The following is a 24826-nucleotide window of genomic DNA, read 5'->3' on the forward strand; positions in this document are numbered from 1 at the left end:
CTAAGGGCCGTCGCGCAGCAGGCGCTCCACTTCGCGCTGCAGATCGGCCGCCCAGGTGCGCCGGTCCCGGCCATGGCAGGGCTGGAGTTCCCCGAAAGTGACCTCGGCGCGAAGATGGCGCACGTTCAGGGTTTCCCAGATCGACACGAAAATCGAATCGTCATCGATGTAACGCGGCGCAAAACAGGTCTGCCCCGTATCGGCGTCCACAAAGCGCAGGGCGACCGGCTGCACCGGAGCGTCCGCCGAAATCGCTGCCTGCAGCAGGTTGGCATGAAAGGGCTTGAGGCGGGTGCTGTCGCCCGTCGTTCCCTCGGGGAACACGGCGAGCACGTCCCCGAGCCGAAGCTGCCGGGTCATGTGGTGCACCACGCGATGGGCATCCCGCCTGGAATCCCGCTCTATGTACAGGGTACCGGCACCGCCGGCCAGCGTACCGACCAGCGGCCAGTGCTTGATATCCGACTTGGAAACAAAACGGCAGTAACGCGAGGCATGCAGCACCACGATATCCAGCCAGGAAAGGTGGTTGGCCACCAAGAGGGCCGGCCCCACCGCCACGGGTGAACCCCTGACAAGCAGCTCGATGCCGACGATCTTCAACATGGCCAGGGCCCAGACCTGGACCCGGGCTTCTTTCGCCGGCTGCCCGAGCCGGGGAAACAGCGTCAGGATGGTCCACATGCCGACCGCAATATGCGCCAGGGCGCGCAGCAGGCGCCAGACGGCCTGCATGCCGTTCAGGCCTCGTAAGCGAATTGCCCGCCCACCAGCGTCCAGCACACACGGGCCGGCAACTGGTAGCCGGAAAACGGCGTGTGTTTGCCCTGGCTGCGCAAGGTATCGGGCTGCACCGTCCATTCGGCCTGCGCGTTGAACACACAGATGTCGGCCACGCCGCCCTTGACCAGTTGCCCGGCACTGGCCTGAAAGGTCCCCAGTGCGCCGCCCAAGACGCGGGCCGGTTCACTGGTGAGGACCGCCAGCGCGCGGGACAGGCCCACACCGCTGTCGGTGCCCCATTTGCAGGCCAGACCCAGCAACAGTTCCAGCCCGGTGGCACCCGGCTCGGCCTCGGCAAAAGGCAGGGTCTTCGCATCGGCCTCCACCGGTGTGTGGTCGGACACCAGCGCGTCGATGACGCCGTCGGCCAGCGCCTGGCGCAAGGCATCGCGGTCACGCTGCTGGCGCAGCGGCGGGTTCAGGCGCATGCGGCTGTCGAAGTAACCAATATCGGTGTCCGTCAGGTGCAGGCTGTTGATGCTCACATCGGCCGTCACAGCCAGGCCGTCGGCCTTGGCCCTGGCCAGCAAGGCCACGCCGGCCGCACTGCTGATACGGCAGACATGCACTCGCGCGCCGGTGACGCGCATCAGCTCAAACAACGTGTGCAGCGCAATGGTCTCGGCCGCCACCGGCACACCGCTCAAGCCCAGCCGGGTCGCCAGCGCACCGCTGGCGGCCACGCCCCCGCCCAGCCAGCTGTCCTGCGGACGCAGCCAGACGGTGTAGCCAAAGCTGGCGGCATATTGCAAGGCGCGCAGCAACACCTGGGTGTTGGCCAGCGGCACCTCGGCCTGGCTGAAGCCGACACAGCCGGCCTCCGTCAGTTCGACCATTTCGGTCAATGCTTCACCCTGCAGGGCCCGCGTCAACGCGCCCAGCGGAAACACGCGCGACTGGTGCAGCTTCTCCGCGCGGAACTTGAGCATCTCGACCAGGCCCGGCTCGTCAAGCACCGGGTCGGTGTCGGGCGGGCAAACCAGGCTGGTGACGCCGCCGGCGACGGCCGCTGCCAGTTCGCTTTCCAGCATGCCCTCATGCTCATAACCCGGTTCGCGCAGGCGCGCCGACAGGTCCACCAGGCCCGGCGCAACAATGCAGCCGGTGGCGTCAATCGTGCGGTTCGGCGTGAAATCTGCAACCGTGGTTTTCAGCGACAGAATGCGCCCGGCGGCAATCGCCACATCACCCACTTCGTCGAGGCCGGAAGCCGGATCAATGACGCGGCCGTTTTTAATGAGGATCTTCATGCTTCGTTCCCGGCAACAATGCTCATGACCGCCATACGGACGGCGATGCCGAAAGTGACCTGCGGCAGGATCACGCTTTGTGCGCCATCGACCACGGCGGAATCGATTTCGACGCCGCGGTTGATCGGGCCGGGGTGCATGACGATGGCATCGGGTTTGGCATGCTTGAGCTTGTCGTTGGTCAGGCCGAAGCTCTTGAAAAATTCATGGCTGCTGGGCAACAGGGCGCCGGACATGCGTTCGTTCTGTAACCTGAGCATGATGATCACGTCGGCCCCCTTGATGCCCTCTTCCAGGGTGTGGCAGACACGCACACCCATTTGCGCCATGTCGGCAGGCACCAGGGTTTTCGGGCCCACCACCCGTACCTCGGGGCAACCCAGCGTGGTCAGTGCATGGATGTCGGAGCGGGCCACGCGCGAGTGCAGCACATCGCCGACGATTGCCACGGTGAGGTTGCTGAAGTCCTTCTTGTAGTGGCGGATGGTGTACATGTCCAGCAGCCCTTGCGTCGGGTGCGCATGGCGGCCGTCGCCGGCGTTGATCACGTGCACGTGCGGTGCGACGTGTTGCGCGATCAGGTAAGGCGCGCCCGATTCGCTGTGGCGCACCACAAACAGGTCAGCCGCCATCGCGCTCAGGTTGGAGATTGTGTCGAGCAGCGACTCGCCTTTGGAAGCCGACGAGCGCGCGATGTCGAGGTTGATCACATCGGCCGACAGCCGCGTCGCCGCAATTTCAAAAGTCGTGCGGGTGCGGGTGGAGTTTTCGAAGAAGAGGTTGAAAACACTCTTGCCGCGCAACAGCGGGACCTTTTTGACCTCGCGGTCGCTGACGCTGACAAAGCTGGCCGCGGTATCGAGGATGTGGGTCAGCGTCGCTTTGGGCAGACCTTCAATGGACAGCAGGTGAATCAGCTCACCATTCTTGTTGAGTTGCGGGTTTCGTCGGTACAACACAATCAGGCCTTTCGCAGGACGGCAGGAACGCAGGCGGGAAAACCATCGGTGCGGGCGGTCATGGCGTCACCCCCTGCACCTGGAAGCTGAACCGGCCGTCGTCACTGCGTGCCAGTGCGAGTGACCGGGACGCCGGCAGGGCCACCCGGGCAGCCGCAAAGTCGGCCTGTATCGGCAGCTCCCTGTCACCCCGGTCCACCAGCACCACCAGCTTGACGCTGGCCGGCCGGCCATAATCAAACAGCTCATTGAGAATGGCGCGAATGGTGCGCCCGGTGTAGAGCACGTCATCGAGCACGATGAGGTGAGCGCCATTGACATCAAAAGGCAGCACGGTCTGGCCGCTGGCCGACAGGCCGCGCTGGGAGAAGTCGTCGCGGTGCATCGCCGAGGACAAGGTACCGATGTCATCGGCCAGCGCCAGGTCAGCGCGCAGGCGCTCGGCCAGCCAGACGCCACCGGAAGCCACGCCCACCAGCCGCGGCGGGCGGTCATAGGTCGCCAGCAGCTGCTGCATGCCGCGCAGGACTTCGCGGTACAACGCCTCGGCGTCCAGGGTCAGGCTGGTCATGAAAAGCTCCTTAAAAATTGCTCGAGGATTATGCAGGCAGACGCCGCGTCCGCGTCAGACGCACCCTGCGACAGCGCTTCGGTGGTGCTGTAGCGCTCGTCAACCTCGAACACCTGCAGGCCGAAACGCCCGCGCAACTGGCGGGCGAATTTCCGGGCGCGTGCTGTGTTGTCGTGGCTGGCGCCGTCGGGATGGAAAGGAATTCCCACCACCAGGGCGTCGGGTTGCCACTCACGGATTTTCAGGGCGATCGCCGCGAAACGGGCGTCCCCCCCGGCAGCGATGCTGCCTTGCGGCGTCGCCGTGCGCGTCAGCCGGTTGCCGGTGGCCACACCGGTGCGTTTGACACCAAAATCGAAAGCCAGAAATGTTTGCAGGTTGGCGGCCATGACAGGCGGAGCCACTGCACTCATGCGTGCCCTGCCTCGGGCGACAGCATCCAGCTCTGCAGGCCAAGCAGCATCAGCGCCTTGTCGTAACGCTGCTCGACCGGCGTATCGAAAATCAGCGAGAGGTCTGCCTCCACGGTGAGCCAGCTGTTGTCGGAAATTTCGGACTCCAGCTGCCCTTCGCCCCAAGCCGAATACCCCAGGGAAACAAACACCTTGCGGGGCCCGGCGCCTGTGGAGAGGGCTTCCAGCACATCCTTGGAGGTGGTCATCTCCAGCCCGCCGGGGATGGTCATGGTCGACGCGTACACCGTTTCGCTGCCTTCAAGCATGCATTCATGGAGCACAAAACCACGCTCGGTCTGCACCGGCCCGCCCTGGAACACGAGGGACTCGGTCAGGTCGTCGCGCCTCAGGGGCAAGGCCACCTTGTCGAACAGGCCCTGGAGGTTGATGTCGCTGGGCTTGTTGATCACCAGGCCCAGCGCGCCGCGATCGCTGTGCTCGCACATGTAGACGACGCTTCTTGCGAAAGCCTCATCATCCAGCCCGGGCATGGCAATCAGGAAGTGATGGGTCAGGTTGATCGGTGCAGAATCCAGTGCCATGACGCAATTTTACGCGCTGGCGGTGCGCGCTGGAAGAAAAACCACCGGCCAGTTGCGCCATCTCCGTGCGTTATCCCTGCAGCATCCGCCACATCCATGACTGGTCCCGGAACATGAATAAAAAATACGACACGGGCCTGGTGTGGTTCCGGCGCGACCTGCGCAGCGACGACAACGCGGCGCTGTACCACGCCCTCAAGGCCTGCCGCCAGGTCTTTTGCGTTTTCATATTTGACCGGGCCATCCTGGACGCCCTGCCGCGTACCGACCGCCGTGTGGAGTTCATCCGAGAGTCGCTGGTGGACCTGGACAGACAGTTGGCGGAGCTGGGCCGCCACCATGGCGTGTCCCATGCCGGATTGGTCGTGCAGCACGGCTGGGCGGACGAGGTCCTGCTGGCGCTGGCACAGAAGCTGGCCGCCGAAGCCGTTTTTGCCAGCCACGATGACGAGCCCGGGGCGCTGGCACGCGACACGCGGGTCAGCGAGGCGCTGGCGGGGGGCGGCAAGGCGTTTCACAGCTTCAAGGACCACGTGATCTTCGAACGCAGGGAGGTGCTGACCCTGGGCGGTACACCGTACAGCGTTTTCACGCCCTACAAAAATGCCTGGCTCAGGAAAGTGGACGATTTTTACCTGCGGCCCTACCCGGTGCAGAACCACGGTGCCGCTCTGGCCACCCTGCCAGCGGACTGCCGCACCGGCGTGCCCGCACTGGAAGACATCGGCTTTGCGCCGACCAACCTTGCCGAATTGAAGATTCCCACAGGCAGTCTCGGCGGCTCGCAACTGTTTGACGATTTCATGGCGCGTATCGATCAGTACCACGCCACGCGTGACTTCCCTGCAGTCAAGGGGCCGAGTTATCTGGGGGTGCACCTGCGTTTTGGCACGGTCTCCATCCGCCGGCTGGCGGGCACCGCCCTGCGCCTGCAGGCGCAGGGCAGCCCGGGTGCCGCGGTCTGGCTCAGCGAGCTGATCTGGCGCGATTTTTATGCGCAGATCCTGAGCAATTTCCCGCATGTGGCCGAGCGTTCCTTCAAACCCGCGTACGATGCCATCGCCTGGGAACAGGGCCCCGCTGCCGAGGCATTGTTTCGGGCCTGGTGTGAAGGCCGGACCGGCTACCCGCTGGTCGATGCCGCCATGGCCCAGCTCAACCAGACCGGGTACATGCACAATCGCCTGCGCATGGTCACCGCCAGTTTCCTGGTGAAAGACTTGGGGCTGGACTGGCGCTGGGGCGAAAGGTATTTCGCCGAACAACTCAACGACTTTGACTTGTCGTCCAACAACGGCGGCTGGCAATGGGCCGCCAGCAGCGGCTGCGACGCGCAGCCCTACTTCCGCATCTTCAACCCGACCAGCCAGAGCGAAAAGTTCGACGCCGACGGGAAGTTCATCTGCAAGTACCTGCCGCAGCTGGCCGGACTGACCGGCGCCAACCTGCACAGCCCCTGGCTGGCCAAGCCCGTGGCGCTGGCCGCCGCCGGTGTGAGGCTGGGAGAGAACTACCCGCTCCCCGTTGTGCAGCATGACGAGGCGCGGGCGCTGACCCTGCAGCGCTACGCGCCTGTCAAAAAAACAGCTGCAGAATAGGCGCCTCTCTTTGCTCCTCTTTTCATAGCTGTTAGCGCTTGTCCAGCAAGGGCTGGATCCCGTTTCTCTATGAAACTACGGCTTCTGCGCTGCAATAGTGGCGAATCAGGCTGAGCAACTCGTCTTCGGCATAAGGTTTGCCCAGGTAGTGGTCAACCCCGAGTTCCTTGGCGTGTTCGCGGTGCTTCTCGGCAATGCGCGAGGTGATCATGATGATCGGCAAATCGCGCAGACGGGCATCGCCGCGGATGTTGCGCGCCAGGTCAAATCCGTCCATGCGTGGCATTTCAATGTCGGACAGAACCACCGTGGGGCGCTCCTCCTGCAGGCGCTCAAGCGCCTGCAAGCCGTCCGCGGCCATGGAGACGCGATAACCCTCACGCTGCAGCAGGCGCTGGGTCACGCGCCGCACCGTGATCGAATCATCGACCACCAGAATCAGCGGAATCTGCGGTGTCGCCGGGACGGGCGAGGAGACGGACAAACCGCGCCCGTCGGCAGCGCCCGATTGCTCGAGCATATGCGGCTCGGCGCTGTCGGAGCTCCAGGCACGCGCCTGCTGCCCGTAAACCGATGCGAGTGCGACGGGGTTGTAGATCAGGACAACGGCACCCGAGGCCAGCACCGACATGCCCGCCAGACCCGGCAGGCGTGAAAGCTGCGGGCCCAGGTTTTTGACCACCACCTCCTGGTTGCCCAGCACCTCGTCAACGTGCAGGGCCAGCCGCTGCGCGGCACTTCGGAAAATGACCACCGGTGCGGTTTTTCCCTGGGGCTCGCTGCTCATGCGGGAAACCTGCAGCAAGGCGCCTGACCAGAAAAACGGGACCGCTTCGCCGGCGACATCGAGCACGCCGCTGTTGTAGGCCTGCTGCAAATCCTTCGCCGAAATCCGGCGCACGGTTTCGACCACGTTGGCGGGCACACCGACAGAAGAGCCGCCGGCGCGCAACATCACCACCTGCGTCACCGCCGTGGTCAGGGGCAGCACCAGCTTGAAGTTGGTTCCCTTGCCGGCAATAGTGCTGGTTTCAATGCGGCCGCCCAGTGCGTTGACCTCGGAGCGCACCACGTCCATGCCGATGCCCCGGCCGGAAAGTTCGGTCACGTGCGACGCCGTACTGAAGCCCGGCATGAAAATCATGTTGGCCGCTTCGTCGTCACCGATCTGCTGGCCCGGAGCCAGCAGGCCGGAGGCAATCGCCTTCTCCCGGATACGCTCCAGATTGAGACCGGCGCCGTCATCGCGGAATTCGACCGACACGTCATTGCCCGACTGCTGCAGGCTCACGGTGATGAGGCCACTGGGGTCCTTGCCCGCGTTGGTACGGGTCTGCATATCTTCAATGCCGTGGGCCACGCAGTTGCGCAACAAGTGTTCGAACGCCGGTGTCATGCGATCGAGCATGCCGCGGTCCATCTCGATCGTGCCGCCCTGCAGGTCCAGCCGGACCTGCTTGCCGGTTTCCTTCGAGGCCTGGCGCACCACGCGGTACAGGCGCTCGGAAATACCCTCAAACTCCACCATGCGGGTGCGCAGCAGATCGCGCTGCAATTCGCGCGTCTGACGTGCCTGGGCGATCAGATCGTCCTCGGTCGCCTCCACCGTACGCTGCAAGGTGCGCTGCACGGTCGCAACGTCGTTGACCGACTCGGCCATCATGCGGGTCAGTTCCTGCACACGCGTAAAACGGTCGAATTCCAGCGGGTCAAAGCCGAGCTGCGCTTCCTTGGCCTGTTGCAGGCGCGACTGCATCTGCGTTTCAGAGTGCATTTCCACGTCACGCAGCTGCCCGCGCAGGCGGTTCAAGTTGCCGCTCAAGTCGTTGAGCGAGCCGCGCAACTGGTTCAGCTCGGCTTCCAGGCGCGACCGCGTGATCATCACCTCGCCGGCCTGATTGACCATGCGGTCCAGCAATTGCGAACGCACGCGTATCGAACCCGAGGCCGCCGGACGCAAAGGCTGCAGTGCCGTGGCCTGGGCCATGGACATCATGACTTTGCGCGAACCCGGCTCGGCGGAAACGGCGGGCACGGACGGCGATGCTGCGGCCGTGTCCAAGGCATCCGGTGCCGGGGTACCCGCCTCCTCGACTGCGGCAGCTGAAAGTGGCGCCAGCGGCTCCAGCGCCTGGGCCGTCTCGCCCGGGTGGCGCAGGGCCTCAAAATTGGCCTGCATCGCGTCAAAAGTGGTCAGCAGCGCGTCAAAATCCTGCGAGGCGGCGGCATCGGAGCCCATATGCTCGATATCCGACTCGATGCGGTGGGCCATCTCGCCAAGCCGCATGGCGCCCGCCAGACGTGCACTGCCCTTGAGGGTGTGCAGGGCCCGCAACACTTCGTTGCGTGCACCATGGTTGTCGGGACGGGCCGACCATTGCCGCAGAGCGCCGCCCAGTTGAGGCATCAACTCGGCACCTTCTTCTTCGAAAATCGGGAATAGGTCCGGATCGATCACGTCGACCGCGTCGATCTCGTCGTCCATGTCTTCACTGAACGCTGCAGACGCAAACGATGCAACCGGTGCTGCAACCACCGCCATGGGGATGGCTGGCGCCACCGGAACCGCGCTTGGCTCGGCGGCAACAGGAGCAACAGGAATGACCTTGACAGTCACCGAGAGGGGGCGTTCCTGTGCAGGAACTACCGTGCCCGTGAGCGGAACGCCGGCAGGCGGCACTGGCGCTGCCGGAGAGCCCACCGCGGAAACTGATTCCTGCAATGCAACGGGACTTTCAACAGCCTCCGGACTGGGGACGACCACGGAAGCCTCACTGGCTTCGTCGGTAAAATCAATCTCCCGCAATGCCTGAAGAATCCCGGGATCCGGCTGCTTGAGAAAGCCGGCTGCAAACTGATGCAACAGCCGCCGGATGTCTTCGGCAGCATCGATAAACAACTTGTTGTGCCGGCCGCTGACTTGTCCGTGCTGGATTTGTGTCTGCTGCAGGGCGTTCTCCAGCGCTCGCGCCATTTCAGACAGGGCTTCGAATCCAACCGTCGCCGAACTGCCCGCCAACGAATGCGTTAGCGCCAGCGTAGAGTCGCCGATGGGGCGGTCGCGCTCCATCGTCCATTCCGTGACCTCGGTGACCAGCCGGCGCGACCATTCGTCAGCTTCATTGAGGTACACGTTGTAGAGCGGAATGCCGATACGCAACGACCCGATCACCTTGATCTGTTCATCCCCAGCCGTTTCGCCGGATACCGCTTCGTCGGAAGGACTCTCGAACGATGCAGTCGACACCTCTTCCCGCGCAGGCGCTGTGGACCGGATCTCACTGTGCTCCGGCATGGCAAAGACAAAATCGTCTGCGTCCCGTGGCGCCGCAGATTCGGGCTGGGCCGCCGGAGCCCGAACAGGTTCTTCTTCCACGGCAGGCTGACCCAGAAAATGCACGTCAAAATCACTGGCCGACAATTCTAGCGGTTCCGCCTGTTCAGCGGGTACCGGATCAGCGAAGTCCATCTCAAACACGATCTCTGAAGGAGCAGCCTGCGCCGCGATTGGCACGTCTGCAGCGGGGCCCGACAAGGCCGCCAGGCTGTCAAAGTCAATCCCCTGTAAATCCGCCAGCGCTGGCGCCGCTGTTGCGGCGGGCGCGACGGGCTCCACATCCATCACGAAGTCGAAATCCAGATCCGTGCCCTGCACCACTGGCAACGAGGCCACGTCCTGTCCTTGCACAACGGTAGGGGCCTCACTCGCTGCAACGGGCGCCTGCGGCACGGCAGGCTGCTGGAGCGGGCTGAAGCGCCCCTCTCCCCGCATCGCATCGGCACTGACACGAAATGCGGAGGACGTCCAGGGAGTCTCACGGCCGGAGGCAATGTCCTCGATCCAGGCAGCAAACCCGTCCATGGCCTGCACACACAGCGTGCAGAACTCTTCATTGGAAGGTTTTTGCTCGGCCAGCCAGCCATTGAGCATTTGCTCCATGGCCCAGGCGGCTTCGCCAAACTCGTTGAGCCCGACCATGCGCGAACTGCCTTTGAGCGTGTGGAAGGCCCTGCGCAATATCGTCAGTTCGCCGATATCTCCCGGCTCAGTGGCCAGGGCGGCAAGCGCAGCCTGCGCGTGGCCTGCGACCTCGCGCGCTTCCTCCAGGAATATATCGCGCAAGTCGTCTTCCTCAAAATCGTCGGCGCCGGTGGCCGAGCCCGCAGGCGCGGCCTCGGGCGCAGCAGCCGGCGCGGCAGCCGCCACCAGACTGGTGAGAGAACCCGCATTGGACTGCGGGCCCTGCCCGGCAACGGCCAGGGCAGCATCACGGGCAGTCTGGGCAAGCGCAGGCTGGTCAGCCAGCGCCGCATGGGTTGCCAGAACATCGAGTTTGACACTCAGACTTTCGGCAGAATCTCCAGCCTGGGCATCCTGAACGACGGACAGCACTTCCTGGGACAGCTCGCTGTTGACGGTTACCGCCGCGGCTGCATCCTGAGCGGTGTGAATACGCCCCATCAGGGGTTTGAGCTCGCCCTTGACATCGTCGTACACAAAAAGCTTTTTCGCCAGCGCCGGCTGGTAATTGAGCATGTCAATCAAAAAGCTCAATGCACCCAGGTTGTTGCCCAGCTGCTCAAAGGCTCCGGAGGAACGCGCCAGCTGATCGTCCACCTCCGTCACCAGCATCTGCTCGACGCTCTCGCGCATGCGCAGTACCGCCTGGGAGGCCTGATCCAGCCCCAGCACGGACAACACACCACGCATCTGCGAGAGCTGGCCGGGAACCGCGACCAGGGCCGTTTTTTCCTGCGGGTTGCGGAAAAAAACATCCAGCGATTTTTCAAGTTCGCTCAGGGAAATGCGCAGTTCGCCGACCACACTGCCCATGGTTTGTTTGTCGCTGACGCGGCGATACAACTCTTCCATCCACGATTCAAGCGGCTGTGCCTGGGCACCGCTTCGCGCGCTGTCGAGCCGCTGGGCCAGCCGGGCCGTCCGGATCGCCAGCTGCGGGTCGGCGGGATCGAGATCATCAAAAGCGGCCTCCAGGTAGAGCACGGCTGTGGCCACCTCAAGCGCCAGCTCGATGGGAGGCGCCTGGCCGGAGCGAACCGTCGCTTCAATCACTTGAGACAGCGCGGTGGCCAGGGGCTCACTGGGCGGATGCAGCTTGACCAGCGAATCGGTCACCAGACTGAACTGGTCAGCCACCGTCTTGAACTTGCTCACGTCCCCCGCCGTCAGCGAGGACCAGGTTTCCTTGGCCGAAACAATCCGTTTGCGGGCCTGCGCGAGCAGCGCGGGGTCGAAACGGCCAAACTGAACCGCCTCATAGTCAACCGGCTTGAACCGGGCCAGACCGTAGCTGGCGCGAATGGCCGACAGGACAGGCGCATCGGCGGCACGGGTCGCCACGGCCTGCGAGCAAAAAAACAGCAGATCCTGGGCCAGCCTGTCCGACGCATCGGTGCCGCCCTTGGCAAAGGACGCATATTGCAGAAGCACGCGCGATGCAGCGCGTTTGACGTAGATATCCACCTTCAGCAAACCATGGGACAGCGCTTCAAAATAGCCGGCTGCGATTTTCCAGAACGCCTTGGGCTCGCCCGCAGGCTCGGCCTGGGCAAACCCCAGACACATATCCCGGAAACTCTCCGCTGCCTGCGGGTCACCCGTACGCATGATTTTCAGGACCAGCTGGTCCAGCGATTGCCTCGACGCATCATCGTAAGCGCCCGCTTTGACCGTGACCGCCAGCGCCGGGTCCATCCAGCGCCATTCGTACACCCAGAGATCTGCCGGATGGATGCGATCAGCACCGACCAGCCCCTGCACATCACGGTACTGGGGGAACAGCGAAATGGCAGACACCGGCTTGTCGGCCAGCACCCCTTCGAGGTATTCGGTCAGGGCAAAACTGGCCTGTTCGACCTTCGCCGCCGCCTCCTGATTGCATTGCTCGGGCCGCTGGACAAACCGCTGCACAGCTGCTTCCATCGCGCGCAGTACCAGCGCGGGCGCACCCAAACCAACCATTTCCAGCGCGCCCACGGCCTGGTGCAACTGCTGGCGCGCGATGCGCAGCTGGCTGGCATCAAGGGCCGCGAGGTCGGAGCCACGTGCCAATTCGGCGTCACGCACAAAACGCTTCAGGGCCTTGGCAGCGCCGTCCAGGGATTTTCGAAGTTCGTCCAGCACCCACGCCAATGGACCCAGATCATTCACGGCCAGGTCGAGTTCGGCAGGAGATGAATTCGGAGCGTTCGATTGCATAGATAGCAGGCCGGTTCAGAAATCGGAGGTCACGGACAGGGAAAAATCAGCGAGGTATCAGGCGATCTTGAATCGCGAGACGGACTGCCTGAGTTCTTCGGCCATGCGGGACAAATCACGCACCTGCTGCGCAGTGGATCGCGTACCTTCTCCGGTTTGCTCGGTCACCGCAAAAATGTGCTGGATGTTGCCGGCTAACACGTTGGCCGATTCGGCTTCGCGGGAAGTCGAGGCAGAGATCTGTTCAATCAAGTCAGCCAGCCGGCGTGACACCGTGTCAATCTCGGACAGTGCGGTACCAGCGCTGTCCGACAGTTTGGCCCCTTCGACCACACCCTGCGTGGAACGCTCCATGGCGCCCACCGCATCCTGTGTGTCGGTCTGAATGGCTTTCACCAGCGCAGAAATCTGCCGCGTTGCATCCGCGGAACGCTCAGCCAATCGCTGCACCTCCTCGGCAACCACCGAGAAGCCGCGTCCGGCTTCACCAGCGGATGCGGCCTGAATGGCAGCGTTGAGCGCCAGCACGTTGGTCTGTTCGGTAATGTCCGAAATCAGTTCCGTGATCTCGCCAATCTCCTGTGACGACTCACCGAGCCGCTTGATCCGCTTGGAGGTTTCCTGGATCTGGTCGCGGATGGAGTTCATGCCGCCGATGGCGTTTTGCACCGCCTGCAAACCCGTTTCGGCGGCGGTCAGCGATTGACGTGCCACCTGGGAAGATTCCTGGGCCTGGCTGGACACCTGGTTGATTCGGGTGGCCATGTCGAGCACTGACTGGCCGGTTTCGCGAATTTCACGCAGCTGTTCGGTAGACGCTGCCAGCAACTCGGTCGAGGTGCTTTCCACCTGGGCCGTGGTTTGCGCCACCCGGGTCACCGTATTCTGCACACTGCCCACCAGCTGCCGCAACTCTTCCACCGTGTAGTTCACCGAGTCCGCAATGGCGCCGGTGATGTCTTCGGTCACGGTCGCTTCCTGGGTCAGATCACCTTCAGCCACTGCCTGCAACTCGTTCATCAATCGCAAAATGGCGGCCTGGTTGGCGTCATTGACGCGCTTGGCGTCCTGTTCCTGGCCTTTGGCTTCGAGCCGCTGGCTTTCAGCAACACCCTGGCGCTGCCGGCTGTCCAGCACCTGCAAACGGGCCAGGCCTGCCGCACAAAGCAGCGCAAAGGCAGCCGCAACAGCCAGCGTCGCCAAGGCCCCGGCACCCAGACCAGTTTGCGACGACAGCTTGCCCTGAATGTCTTCCAGACCCCGACGCAAAGGTTCGCTGTCGGCAATGATCGACGCCTGGGCCTCACGAGCCGACACCAGCCCCTGCAAGTTGCCCAGAATTGCGCCGGCCTGCACGCGGGTCTGCTCATACAGCGCCATCAGCGCCTCGAGCCGTTCGCGGGTCTGCGGGTCCTTGGATCCCACCAGGCGGAGCTCGGGGCTGCCCTCCTGCAGGCCCTGTGCAATTTCCTTGAACGAGTTCAAATCCTTGCCCAGCAGGAACACGGCTTCGGGGCTCACGCCTTCCATCGTCAGGAATTCGTTGGCGGATTTACCGATACGCTGGGTCAACATCACCAGCTGGCCGGCCGCAGAAATTTCTGCGGGCGCCGCGTTCTGCTGGAGCTTGAGCGAAGACACCGTCTCGGCGATTTCAAGCAGATCCGACGACTGCCGGTTGATGGTACGCAGCGCGTTACCCACTTGCGTCAAAATCGCCTGCTGGGCCATCACGGTGGATGCATTTTTCTCGGCGCGCTCCATCAGCGGCGTCACGGTGTCGACGTCCGGCTGCAGGGGATCAGCGACCGGCTCCAGGCGCAGGGACTCATCGCCCGACCTGAGGCCCCGCACGGTTTTGGCCAGCACGTCCGAGCTCTCACGCACGTCCGGAAAAGCCTGGGCACTGCCCACCAGCGCCTGGGACACGGACTTCGCAAGCCGCTGCGACTGCATCAGCGATTGCCCGGTGGCGGCCACCTGCTGCGCGACCCTGTCCGCCTGGTTCAGTGCCACAAAAGTCACGGAACCGAGCACCACGACCGCAAAAGCGAGCAAGATCACCAGGATCCGCTGGTGCTCGCCCATGGACCTTCGGCCCAGGACCGGCAAGGCCAGCTCTTCAACATTTTCGGAAACGTCTTCGGCGGACTGGCTTTCAGGACCGTCGCCCAGGCGCGCCATGGTGGCCGAACCCGAAGCGTCCATGGCCCCCGTTGCCAGGGGATCCACCGACATGTCCAGAGAGACGCCGTCCATGCTGTCCTCGGGTGGCGCAGACTTTGTTTTGAACAGCTTCTGAATATTTTCGACAACAGACATGGTGAGCCTTCCGGGAAAAACGTGATAGCGCTAGGCGCTGATGGTCAAAAAATGGGCTTGTTGCGCCAGCAACTGCAGGTTGATTTCCTGCCAATGCACACCGTTCGAATCCACATAGCTGTGGCCGAAAAACTCAGGCGCGTCAGGTGATTTTTCGGCAAAGTCCGTGAACGCTTCCGGGTTGCGCAGGCCGGCCAGCTTGTCGATCTGCAAGGCGCAATTGATCTCCAGAGCGCTGTTGAGGGCCACCAACCGCGACTCGGTGCGCGCCAGTTCACTGCGTGCAGGCGGCATTTTTCCGGTCACATAACTCGCCAGATCAACCACGCCGTACAGGCCGCCACGCAGATTGGCCACACCGGCAAACCAGGCTTGCGTGTAGGGCACATTCTGCGCACTGACCCAGGGGAAGATTTCTCCGGACTGATTCAGGGGGAAGAGGTATTTTCCGCCCCCTGCCTCAACAGCCAGCCAGGACGCCGAAACACCCTGGGTCTTGGCCGCCTTCAGCCTGTCGGCGAGACGGCTTTGCAGTTCTCTAAGTGCTTGTCGGTTGGCCATGCTTTAGCGGGATCGGTGCGGGATCAGCCAAGCGCCTTGATTTTGGCCATCAGGTCGTCGGCATCCACCGGTTTGGTGATGTAGTCCTTGGCGCCCTGGCGCATGCCCCAGACGCGGTCGGTTTCCTGATTTTTGCTGGTACACATGATGATGGGCACGTCTGCGTACAGAGGGTCCCGGGTAATGGCGCGCGTCAGTTGGAAACCATTTTGCCCGGGCATCACCACGTCCATCAGGATCAGGTCGGGTTTTTCCTCGGCGAGCCGACGAAAGGCGTCTTCCGCGTTCTCGGCGGTTTTCACGGCAAAACCTTTTTTGACCAGCAGGTCGGTCATGAACATCAACTCCGTTTTAGAGTCATCCACAATCAGAATCTTTTTAATCGTCATCACGCTACTCCTTGTTTTGCGCTACCCAGTTCCTGAACGGTGTGCAGCAACTGGTCTTTGGTAAATGGTTTGGTCAGGTAGTCTTGCGAGCCGACCATCCTGCCTCTTGCCTTGTCGAAAACACCGTCCTTGGAAGACAGCATCACAATCGGCACATTGGAAAATTTCGGGTTGCGCTTGATGATGGCGCAGGTCTGATAGCCGTCGAGACGAGGCATCAGGATGTCGCAGAAGATCAGGTCGGGCAGGTAGTCGTTGACTTTTGAGAGCGCGTCAAATCCGTCCTCCGCCAGCAGCACCTCATGGCCGCCCTGCTTCAGGAAGATCTCCGCGCTGCGCCGGATCGTGTTGCTGTCGTCGATGACCAAGACCTTGAGCCCCGAACTGGTAATACTCACTGACTGTGCTCCTTGTACCGCGCCGCCGGCCCGGCACCGCCCACCGCGCTTTTTTGTTTAGACACCTGGCGCGGCCATTCAGATTTGAACCATTTCAAAATCTTCCTTGCGCGCACCGCATTCAGGACAGGTCCAGTTCATCGGCACCTCGGCCCAGGGCGTGCCCGCCGCTATGCCGTGTTCCGGCGCGCCGGTTGCTTCGTCATAAATCCACCCACAAATTAAACACATCCAGGTCATTGATTGAGTCACAGCTTAAGTTGCCTTCGAATAGAATGCAACAATTGTATCGAGGCGGCGTTGCTTATTCGCTTACGAGGCAAAATTCCAGCCCTATGGCAAACCCCACCCCCACTCCTCTGGACAGCCCACAAATGGAAACAGAGGACAGCGAAACCTCTCCCGCTTGCGTGATGAGCTTCAACGCCAACGACCCCAGCGGCGCCGGCGGCCTGACGGCCGACATCAGCGCCATTGCGTCGGCCGGCGCCCATGCGCTGGCGGTCGTTACCGGCGCCTATGTGCGTGATACGGCCGAGATTTTCGATCATGTTTCCTTTGATGAAGAGGCGGTCACCGAGCAGGCCCGCACTGCGCTGGAAGACATGCCGGTCGCCGCCATCAAGGTTGGTTTTGTCGGAAGCCCGGAAACCATCAGCGCGATCGCGGAAATTGCATCGGACTATGCCGATGTGCCGCTGATTGCCTACATGCCCAACCTGTCATGGTGGGAAGAAGAAGCGATCGACAGCTACCTCGACGCCTTTCGCGAACTGATGCTGCCGCAAACCACCGTGCTGGTGGGCAACCACAGCAGCCTGTGGCGCTGGCTGCTGCCGGACTGGACCGGCGACAAGAGTCCGTCGGCACGTGATATCGCCAAGGCCGCTTCCGAGTTCGGGGTGCCGTACACGCTGGTGACCGGCGTGCCCCTGCCAGAACAGTTCATTGACAATGTGCTGGCCACACCGCAGGCCATTCTCTACAGCGAAAAATTCGAGCGTTTCGAGGCGGTGTTTGCCGGCGCCGGCGACACGCTGACGGCCGCCCTGACGGCACTGCTGGCCAACGGCCACAACCTGCAGGCCGCCACGGCCGAAGCCCTGACCTACCTCGACCACAGCCTGGACGCCGGCTTTCATCCCGGCATGGGCAATATCGTGCCTGACCGGCTGTTCTGGGCCCAGGCCGACGACGACACCACGGACGCTGACGACGAAGGCAGCGATCCGGACGCTCCGCTGCCCCCCTTGCCCCCCTTTGACCTACCCACCAATGGCACCAAACACTAGTCCCGACACGTCCCGCAATGCAGCGCTGTTCGAGCGCGCCAAAAAACTGATCCCTGGCGGTGTCAACTCGCCGGTACGCGCCTTCAAGGCCGTCGGCGGTATCCCGCGCTTCGTGCAGCGAGCCCAGGGGGCCCATTTCTGGGATGCCGACGGTCAGCGCTACATCGACTACATCGGCTCCTGGGGCCCGATGATCCTGGGCCACGGACACCCCGCCGTCGTCGAAGCGGTGCAAAAGGCCGTGCTCGAGGGTTTCTCCTACGGCGCACCGACCGAACGCGAAGTGGAGCTGGCCGAAGAGATCGTCAAGCTCGTGCCGTCCATCGAGATGCTGCGCCTGGTGAGCTCCGGCACGGAAGCAACCATGAGCGTGATCCGGCTGGCGCGTGGCGCCACCGGGCGTAGCAAGATCATCAAGTTCGAGGGCTGCTACCACGGTCACTCCGACGCGCTGCTGGTGAAAGCCGGCTCGGGCCTGGCCACTTTTGGCAGCCCGACCAGCGCCGGAGTGCCGCCTGAAGTTGTGCAGCACACGCTGGTGCTGGAGTACAACCACATCGCCCAGCTCGAGGAAGCTTTTTCACTGCACGGCAAGGAGATTGCCTGCCTGATGATCGAGCCGATTGCCGGCAACATGAACTTTGTGCGGGCCAGCATTCCCTTCATGAAGCGTTGCCGCGAACTCTGCACGCAATACGGCGCGCTGCTGGTGTTTGACGAAGTCATGACCGGCTTTCGCGTCGCTCTGGGGGGCGCACAAAGCCTGTATGCCCAGAGTATTCCCGGCTTCAAACCCGACATGACCGCATTGGGCAAGGTCATAGGCGGCGGCATGCCGATGGCCGCCTTTGGCGGCACACGCGCGGTGATGGAACTGCTGGCGCCCCTGGGTTCGGTCTACCAGGCCGGCACGCTGTCGGGCAACCCGGTGGCCACGGCCTGCGGACTGGCAACCCTGCGCGAACTGCAAAAGCCCGGCTTTTATGAGGCGCTCGGCGAGCGCACCCGCAGCCTAGTCAGCGGCCTCACCCAGGCCGCGACCCAATCCGGTGTGGCTTTTTGCGGCGACAGCGAAGGCGGCATGTTCGGCTTTTTCCTGCTGGACAAACTGCCGCAGAACTACGCCACGGTGATGACAACCGACAGCCCGGCCTTCAACCGCTTCTTCCATGCGATGCTGGATCAGGGCGTGTACTACGCGCCGGCACTGTATGAAGCCGGCTTTGTCAGTTCGGCGCACACAGCGGCCGACATCGCCGACACCGTCGAGGCCGCGGCCCGGTTTTTTGCTGCACGCTGAACGCCGCGCAAGCCGGCCAAAGAACAGGCTTCGGCCAGTTCAACCCGGGCAGGCGCCCTGTCCGCTATCAATTAAATAGCTGCCTGCGCCCGTCGAATAAGGGATGCAGGCACTTTTATTAATAAAAAACCGGTGTCAATGCCGGAAGTGCCGCACGCCGCTGAGCACCATCACCACGCCGCGTTCGTCGGCCGCATCGATCACTTCCTGATCGCGCATGCTGCCGCCCGGCTGGATCACGCAATTCGCGCCCGCATCCACCACCACGTCGAGACCGTCACGGAAAGGAAAGAAGGCGTCACTCGCAACTGCCGTGCCCTTGAGCGACAGGCCGGCATGCCCGGCCTTGATGCTGGCGATGCGTGCCGAGTCGAGGCGGCTCATCTGTCCGGCACCCACGCCCATGGTCATGCCATCGGCGCAAAACACGATGGCGTTGGACTTCACGTATTTGGCCACCTTCCAGGCGAACATCAGGTCCTGCAGCTGGGCCGGCGTCGGCTGCAGCTTGCTGACCACCTTGATGTCGGCCAGCGCCAGTTCATGGTTGTCGGCGGTCTGCATCAAGAGGCCTGAGCCGACGCGCTTGACGTCCATCAGGTTGCGGCCCTGTTGCCATGCCGTGTCGCCGCCCGGTGGCAGGTCGATCTGCAAAATCCGCACATTGACCTTGGTTTTGAACACTTCGAGTGCTTCGGGCGTGAAGGCCGGGGCCATCAGCACCTCGACAAACTGTTTGGAGATCTGCTGCGCCGCCGCTTCGTCGAGTATGCAGTTCAGCGCGATGATGCCGCCGAAGGCCGAGGTCGGGTCGGTCTTGAAGGCCTTGCTGTAGGCTTCCAGCGCATCGGCGCCGATGGCCACACCGCAGGGGTTGGCGTGTTTGACGATGACGCAGGCCGGCCCGCTAAAACTCTTGACACACTCCCAGGCGGCATCGGCGTCGGCGATGTTGTTGTAAGACAGCTCCTTGCCCTGCAACTGCCTGGCCGTGACCAGCGAGCCCGGCGCCGGGTACAGGTCGCGGTACAACGCGGCCTGCTGGTGCGAGTTTTCGCCGTACCGCAGGTCCTGCACCTTGATGAAGCGGCCATTGGCCTGGCCGGGAAACAGGCTGTGCGTGCCGTCGGGCTGGATGCCGGAGAGGTAGTCGCTGATGGCGCCGTCGTACTGGCTGATGCGGTTGAACGCCGCCACCGACAGGGCGAATTTGGTGGCATCGGCCAGCTTGCCGGCGGTCTTGAGCTCCTCCAGCACGCCGGCGTACTGCGAGGCGTCGGTCAACACGCCAACATCCTTCCAGTTCTTGGCGGCCGAACGCACCATGGCCGGGCCACCGATGTCGATGTTTTCAATCGCGTCTTCCAGCGTGCAGCCAGCCTTGGCGACAGTGGCTTCAAACGGGTAGAGGTTGACGACCAGCAGGTCGATGGTGTCGATGCCGTGGGTTTTCAGCGCGACCATGTGTTCGGGCACATCGCGGCGCGCCAGCAAGCCGCCGTGCACCATCGGGTGCAGGGTCTTGACGCGGCCATCGAGCATCTCGGGGAAACCCGTCAGTTCGGCGACCTCGGTCACGGGCAGCTTTTCGTCGGCCAGCAGCCTGGCGGTGCCGCCGGTGGAGATGAGCTTGATGCCGAGGGCGTGCAGCGCGCGTGCAAAGTCAACAATACCGGTTTTGTCGGAGACGGAAATCAGGGCGTTCATGCGTGTCTTTGGTTTCTTGGGATGGGGTGCGACGGCCGGGTCACTTGATCAGTTTGTGTTCAACGAGTTTTTTGCGCAGGGTGTTGCGGTTCAGGCCCAGCCATTCGGCCGCGCGTGACTGGTTGTGGTCGGCATGCTGCATCACCACCTCCAGCAGCGGCTTTTCGACCACCCGCACCATCATGTCGTACATGCCGTCCGGCTCCGTGCCGCGCAAGTCCCTGAAATAACCTTCCAGGCTGGTGCGTACGCATTCTTCTATGTGTTTCTTGCTCATGCGGGCTCCCCTTCCTTCTTTTTCTGTTCTGCATTGTCGCCGACTGCCGGCTGCGCCGTGCCGGCACCCACCACGGGCATGCGGTCCATGCGCAGGCCAAGCCCGTCAAAAAAGTCCGCCACCGCCTGCCACTGCGCCTCGCTGCCCTCCAGCAGGTTCATGCGGCTGCGAAAAGCCTCGCCGCCCGGCAGCGTCCTGACATACCAGCCGATGTGCTTGCGCGCCGACCTCACGCCGCTGAAGTCGCCGTACAGCGCATAGTGGTCCAGCAGGTGATCGAGCAGCAGGCGTTTGACCTCGGCCACCAGCGGCGGCGCAAGATGCGTGCCGGTCGCCAGGAAATGCGCAATTTCGCGAAAAATCCAGGGCCGCCCCTGGGCGGCACGGCCCACCATCAACGCATCGGCGCCGGTATAGGCCAGCACATCGCGGGCTCTTTCTGGTGTGTCGATGTCGCCGTTGGCGACGACCGGAACGGCCACCGCGGCCTTGACGGCGGCAATCGTGTCGTACTCCGCCTGGCCCTTGTAGCCCTGCTCACGCGTGCGGCCGTGCACGGTGAGCATCTGCACACCCGCGCGTTCAAAGGCACGCGCCAGCGCGACGGCGTTTTTATGCGATTCGGCCCAGCCGGTGCGCATTTTCAGGGTCACGGGAACACCGCGCGGCGCGCAGGCGGCCACCACGGCCTGAACGATCGCCAAAGCCAGCGGCTCGTCCTGCATCAGGGCCGAGCCGGCCCACTTGTTGCAAACTTTCTTGGCCGGGCAGCCCATGTTGATGTCGATGATCTGCGCGCCGCGGTCGATGTTGTAGGCGGCAGCCTCGGCCATCATCTGCGCATCGGTGCCGGCAATCTGCACCGCAATCGGCGCCACCTCGCCGTCGTGGTTGGCACGGCGCGAGGTCTTCAGCGTGTCCCACAGGTCACGCCGCGAGGTGACCATTTCACTGACCGCATAACCCGCCCCCCCGGCCTTGCACAAACGCCGGAACGGCCGGTCGGTGACACCCGCCATCGGCGCGGCAAACAGGTTGTTCGCCAAAACGTAGGGGCCGATGTTCATGGGAATGGGAGGCAGGTGTGGATGCTCAAAAACGAGGCATGATTGTAACTGCCCAAAATTTCAGCAATCGGAATTTGCACACGGGGATGCAGGCGTCTGCCTTACAGCCAGAACCTGACCCGCTGCCTATACTCACGCCAGATGGAACTCTGGATACAACACCTGATCGAAGCCCTGGCTCTGCCCGAGTACGGGTTGAGCACGGTGTTTGTGGTCTCTTTCATCTCCGCCACCCTGCTGCCGCTGGGTTCCGAGCCGGTGGTCTTCGGCCTCGTCAAGCTCAGCCCGCACCTGTTCTGGCCGGCCGTGCTGGTGGCCACTGCGGGCAACACGCTGGGCGGCGCGCTCGACTGGTGGCTGGGCTACGGCGCCCACAAGGTGCTGGACAAGTATTCGCACTCCTCACACCACAGCCGGGCCATCCGCTGGCTGGAAAAGCTGGGGCCCAAAGCCTGCCTGCTGGCCTGGCTGCCCGGGGTCGGTGACCCGCTTTGCGCGGTGGCGGGCTGGCTCAAGTTTCCGTTCTGGCCCTGTGTGGCCTACATGGCCATCGGAAAATTCGCCCGCTACGTGACGATGACAGGCGCACTGGTCTGGGCCTTTCCGGGCAGCATCCGGTTTTGGGGCGGGTAGAACACGGCCCTCACGGTCGCTCACTTCGTGTAGCGCCCTGCCCCCCGAGGGGCCGCTGCGCCTGCGGCCCCGGCTTGAACGGAGAAGACACGGGCTACCCAAGGATGGGGCATCGTCGAAAGCTAGAACCGTTCGGCAGGAAGCAGATAGCGCCACTGCCCGACCGGCAGGCTGCTCATGGACACACGCCCGACACGGATGCGCTTCATTGCCTGCACGGTGAGCCCGACGCTTTCACACATGAAGGCAATTTGCCCGGGGCGTTCGCCCTTGAGCGCAAAACGCAGGCGGGTCTCATTTTGCCAGCTGACCTTCGCCGGCGGCAACAACACCCCATTGAAGGTGAAACCATGGTCGATGCGGTTGAGCCGCTGCAGGCCGCCCGGCGCCATGGTGCCGGTCACGTCCACGATGACCTCATGCTCCATGACCGACGCGTCCTCACTGAGCTTGCGCGCCACGCGCCAGTCCTGCGTGAAGACCACCAGACCGCTGGCGGGGGTGGCGAGCGGTGTCGCCTGCGTCAATGCGCTGACATGTTTTTTCAGGGGCCGGATGCCCGAACGGTCGTCTTTCGCCTGATTGGCCACCACCAGCAGCTGCGCGGCCGGGTTGGCAGGGCGCTTGCTCCCTGCATCCAGGCCGGCTTCGTAGCCCGGCGGCTTGTTCAGCAACAGCGTCACCGGCGTCAGCGCCAGCAGGCTGGCGTCCGGATCGAGTTCGACTTTCTGATCCAGCACGCGGTGCTGCGGCTCTTCCACGACCACCCCATCGACGCGCACCCAGCCGCCTTCGATGTACTGCTCAGCTTCGCGGCGCGAGCAGTTGAGCATCTGGGCCAGGTGTTTGGCGAGGCGGACGGGTTCGGTCATGCGATCTGCTCGATCCTTTCAAGCGCCACCGTCGAACCGGCTCCGCCGGGCGACAGGAGGCGTCCCCTGCAAGGGGAGGATGGGCTACACGCAGTGAGCCCAGGCAGGGGTGTTCTCATGAGGGCCTGTTCACACTGTTTATGCAAGTGCGAACGTGGTTAAAACAGCGCCAATCTAGGCGCGCGACGACGCTCAGCCTGGGCGGCTGGGCTAGGAGTGCAACGACGAGTGGCGTTGTTTTAACCACGTTCCCTCCGGGTTGCGGCCAAAAAGGCCATGCGCAGCGTTGCAAAGCCTTGCCGGGCGCCAGCCCGGCTGCATTTTGCGCCTCGCGCATGACTTTTTTGACTCGCAACGCATCTTGCATAAACAGTGTGAACAGGCCCTAGCTGCTGAACAGGAAATTCATCACGTCGCCATCCTTGACGACATATTCCTTGCCTTCACTGCGCATCTTGCCCGCATCCTTGGCGCCCTGCTCGCCCTGGTAGGTGATGAAGTCGTCAAAGGCAATGGTCTGGGCGCGGATATAGCCTTTTTCAAAATCGGTGTGGATCACGCCGGCCGCCTGCGGACCGGTGTCGCCGACATGGATGGTCCAGGCGCGCACTTCTTTCACACCGGCCGTGAAGTAGGTCTGCAGGCCCAGCAGCTTGTACGCCGCGCGGATCAGGCGGTTCAGTCCGGGTTCTTCCTGGCCAATCTCGGCGAGAAACATTTTTTTGTCCTCTTCCTCCATGTCGGCCATTTCGGCTTCCATCTTGGCGCAGATGGCAACGACAGGCGCATTCTGGCTGGCCGCGTAGGCGCGCAGCTTGTCCAGAAAGGAGTTGTTTTCAAAGCCGTCTTCAGCCACATTGCCGACGAACATGGCCGGCTTGGCGGTGATCAGGAAAAACTGCTTGAGCAGCGGCTGCTCTTCCTTGCTGAACTCCAGCGTGCGCACGGGTTTGGCTTCGTTGAGGGCGGCCTGGCATTTTTCCAGAATCGCGACCAGCTTGATCGACTCCTTGTCGCCGGAGCGTGCGGTTTTCGTCACGCGGTGCAGGGCTTTTTCAACCGCCGCCAGATCCGCCAGGCACAGCTCGGTCTGGATCACCTCGATGTCGGAAATCGGGTCCACCTTGCCGGCCACGTGGATCACGTTGTCGTCCTCAAAGCAGCGCACGACATTCACGATGGCATCGGTCTCGCGGATGTGCGCGAGAAACTTGTTGCCCAGGCCCTCGCCGGTGCTGGCGCCTGCCACCAGGCCGGCGATGTCGACAAATTCGACAATCGCGGACTGGATCTTCTCGGGCTCGACGATGGCTGCCAGCGCCGCCAGCCGCGGATCGGGCACCTCCACGATGCCGACGTTGGGTTCAATCGTGCAAAAGGGATAGTTTTCGGCCGCGATACCGGCCTTGGTCAAGGCGTTGAACAGGGTCGATTTACCGACGTTGGGCAAGCCCACGATGCCACATTTCATGAAATTTCCTTATAAATCAAACCCCTTTTGCACGACTGCGCCTGACGCAGGCCGCATGGAAGTGCCCGATAAGAGCGCGATGCGCAACCGGCCTGACTTACCGGGGAACCGGGCCAGGATTGCCCGAATTCCTCAATTTTTTGTCTTCGTTTTGCCTTG

Annotated in this window: 21 protein-coding genes; 4 read left to right on the forward strand and 17 right to left on the reverse strand. The window is 63.0% G+C overall.

Features of this window, described 5'->3' with window-relative positions:
• Genes PSV40_RS22375 through PSV40_RS22400 form a run of 6 tightly spaced genes read right to left on the reverse strand, consistent with a single transcriptional unit; the run spans window position 1 to window position 4560 of the window.
• Window positions 1-735: a lysophospholipid acyltransferase family protein gene (locus PSV40_RS22375; protein ID WP_300542084.1), complete on the reverse strand. Its 735-nt coding sequence runs from the start codon at window positions 733-735 to the stop codon at window positions 1-3.
• 5 nt (window positions 736-740) lie between these two features.
• Window positions 741-2033, reverse strand: coding sequence for a dihydroorotase (locus PSV40_RS22380; protein WP_300542086.1), 1293 nt, complete (start codon window positions 2031-2033; stop codon window positions 741-743).
• Window positions 2030-2992 (reverse strand): aspartate carbamoyltransferase catalytic subunit, encoded by a 963-nt coding sequence (locus tag PSV40_RS22385; protein ID WP_300542088.1) that lies wholly within the window; start codon window positions 2990-2992, stop codon window positions 2030-2032. The genes PSV40_RS22380 and PSV40_RS22385 overlap by 4 nt, the downstream gene beginning before the upstream one ends.
• Window positions 2993-3050: 58 nt before the next feature.
• On the reverse strand, window positions 3051-3563 hold the full coding sequence (gene pyrR / locus PSV40_RS22390; protein ID WP_300542090.1) for a bifunctional pyr operon transcriptional regulator/uracil phosphoribosyltransferase PyrR: 513 nt from the start codon (window positions 3561-3563) through the stop codon (window positions 3051-3053).
• Window positions 3560-3976: a Holliday junction resolvase RuvX gene (ruvX, locus tag PSV40_RS22395; RefSeq protein ID WP_300542092.1), complete on the reverse strand. Its 417-nt coding sequence runs from the start codon at window positions 3974-3976 to the stop codon at window positions 3560-3562. Before ruvX ends, pyrR begins: the two co-directional genes overlap by 4 nt.
• Entirely contained in the window at window positions 3973-4560 is a 588-nt protein-coding gene (locus PSV40_RS22400; protein ID WP_300542094.1) for a YqgE/AlgH family protein, read from the reverse strand. Before PSV40_RS22400 ends, ruvX begins: the two co-directional genes overlap by 4 nt.
• Window positions 4561-4673: 113 nt before the next feature.
• On the opposite strand from PSV40_RS22400, the gene PSV40_RS22405 reads away from it, so the two are divergent.
• On the forward strand, window positions 4674-6158 hold the full coding sequence (locus PSV40_RS22405) for a deoxyribodipyrimidine photo-lyase (RefSeq protein ID WP_300542096.1): 1485 nt from the start codon (window positions 4674-4676) through the stop codon (window positions 6156-6158).
• 67 nt (window positions 6159-6225) lie between these two features.
• Here the strand turns inward: PSV40_RS22405 and PSV40_RS22410 are convergent, their stop codons facing one another.
• The 6 genes from PSV40_RS22410 to PSV40_RS22435 all read right to left on the reverse strand — a co-directional run bounded on the left by PSV40_RS22410 (window position 6226) and on the right by PSV40_RS22435 (window position 16300).
• A complete protein-coding gene (locus PSV40_RS22410) occupies window positions 6226-12378 on the reverse strand; it encodes an Hpt domain-containing protein (protein WP_300542098.1) in 6153 nt (2050 codons plus the stop codon).
• 57 nt (window positions 12379-12435) lie between these two features.
• On the reverse strand, window positions 12436-14700 hold the full coding sequence (locus PSV40_RS22415; RefSeq protein WP_300542100.1) for a methyl-accepting chemotaxis protein: 2265 nt from the start codon (window positions 14698-14700) through the stop codon (window positions 12436-12438).
• Between the two features lie 30 nt (window positions 14701-14730).
• On the reverse strand, window positions 14731-15261 hold the full coding sequence (locus tag PSV40_RS22420) for a chemotaxis protein CheW (protein ID WP_300542102.1): 531 nt from the start codon (window positions 15259-15261) through the stop codon (window positions 14731-14733).
• A gap of 23 nt (window positions 15262-15284) precedes the next feature.
• Window positions 15285-15650: a response regulator gene (locus PSV40_RS22425; RefSeq protein WP_300542104.1), complete on the reverse strand. Its 366-nt coding sequence runs from the start codon at window positions 15648-15650 to the stop codon at window positions 15285-15287.
• On the reverse strand, window positions 15650-16048 hold the full coding sequence (locus tag PSV40_RS22430; protein ID WP_096699843.1) for a response regulator: 399 nt from the start codon (window positions 16046-16048) through the stop codon (window positions 15650-15652). Before PSV40_RS22430 ends, PSV40_RS22425 begins: the two co-directional genes overlap by 1 nt.
• Window positions 16049-16126: 78 nt before the next feature.
• Window positions 16127-16300 carry a rubredoxin gene (locus PSV40_RS22435; RefSeq protein ID WP_293593722.1) on the reverse strand — a complete coding sequence of 58 codons (174 nt, stop codon included), beginning with the start codon at window positions 16298-16300 and terminating at the stop codon, window positions 16127-16129.
• Between the two features lie 122 nt (window positions 16301-16422).
• Here PSV40_RS22435 and PSV40_RS22440 point away from each other — a divergent pair, with 122 nt between their 5' ends.
• Both PSV40_RS22440 and hemL read left to right on the forward strand, forming a co-directional pair.
• A complete protein-coding gene (locus tag PSV40_RS22440) occupies window positions 16423-17340 on the forward strand; it encodes a bifunctional hydroxymethylpyrimidine kinase/phosphomethylpyrimidine kinase (protein ID WP_300542106.1) in 918 nt (305 codons plus the stop codon).
• Window positions 17324-18640 carry a glutamate-1-semialdehyde 2,1-aminomutase gene (gene hemL, locus PSV40_RS22445; RefSeq protein WP_300542108.1) on the forward strand — a complete coding sequence of 439 codons (1317 nt, stop codon included), beginning with the start codon at window positions 17324-17326 and terminating at the stop codon, window positions 18638-18640. Before PSV40_RS22440 ends, hemL begins: the two co-directional genes overlap by 17 nt.
• A 135-nt stretch (window positions 18641-18775) precedes the next feature.
• Here the strand turns inward: hemL and purH are convergent, their stop codons facing one another.
• From purH to dusB, 3 genes are read right to left on the reverse strand one after another with little or no spacing between them, the layout of a single operon-like run.
• Window positions 18776-20347, reverse strand: a complete 1572-nt coding sequence (gene purH / locus PSV40_RS22450) for a bifunctional phosphoribosylaminoimidazolecarboxamide formyltransferase/IMP cyclohydrolase (protein ID WP_300542110.1) — start codon at window positions 20345-20347, stop codon at window positions 18776-18778.
• Between the two features lie 40 nt (window positions 20348-20387).
• A complete protein-coding gene (locus tag PSV40_RS22455) occupies window positions 20388-20624 on the reverse strand; it encodes a Fis family transcriptional regulator (RefSeq protein WP_300542112.1) in 237 nt (78 codons plus the stop codon).
• The gene (dusB, locus tag PSV40_RS22460; RefSeq protein WP_300542114.1) at window positions 20621-21691 is read right to left on the reverse strand and encodes a tRNA dihydrouridine synthase DusB; all 1071 of its coding nucleotides are present in this window, start codon (window positions 21689-21691) and stop codon (window positions 20621-20623) included. The genes PSV40_RS22455 and dusB overlap by 4 nt, the downstream gene beginning before the upstream one ends.
• Before the next feature lie 141 nt (window positions 21692-21832).
• On the opposite strand from dusB, the gene PSV40_RS22465 reads away from it, so the two are divergent.
• Window positions 21833-22324, forward strand: coding sequence for a YqaA family protein (locus PSV40_RS22465; protein ID WP_300542116.1), 492 nt, complete (start codon window positions 21833-21835; stop codon window positions 22322-22324).
• 122 nt (window positions 22325-22446) lie between these two features.
• Here the strand turns inward: PSV40_RS22465 and PSV40_RS22470 are convergent, their stop codons facing one another.
• Both PSV40_RS22470 and ychF read right to left on the reverse strand, forming a co-directional pair.
• A complete protein-coding gene (locus PSV40_RS22470; protein WP_300542118.1) occupies window positions 22447-23196 on the reverse strand; it encodes an rRNA pseudouridine synthase in 750 nt (249 codons plus the stop codon).
• A gap of 385 nt (window positions 23197-23581) precedes the next feature.
• The gene (gene ychF, locus PSV40_RS22475) at window positions 23582-24667 is read right to left on the reverse strand and encodes a redox-regulated ATPase YchF (RefSeq protein WP_300542120.1); all 1086 of its coding nucleotides are present in this window, start codon (window positions 24665-24667) and stop codon (window positions 23582-23584) included.
• Between the last annotated feature and the right edge of the window lie 159 nt (window positions 24668-24826).

The sequence above is a fragment of the Polaromonas sp. genome, assembly GCF_029945925.1.
GTDB lineage: Bacteria > Pseudomonadota > Gammaproteobacteria > Burkholderiales > Burkholderiaceae_C > Polaromonas.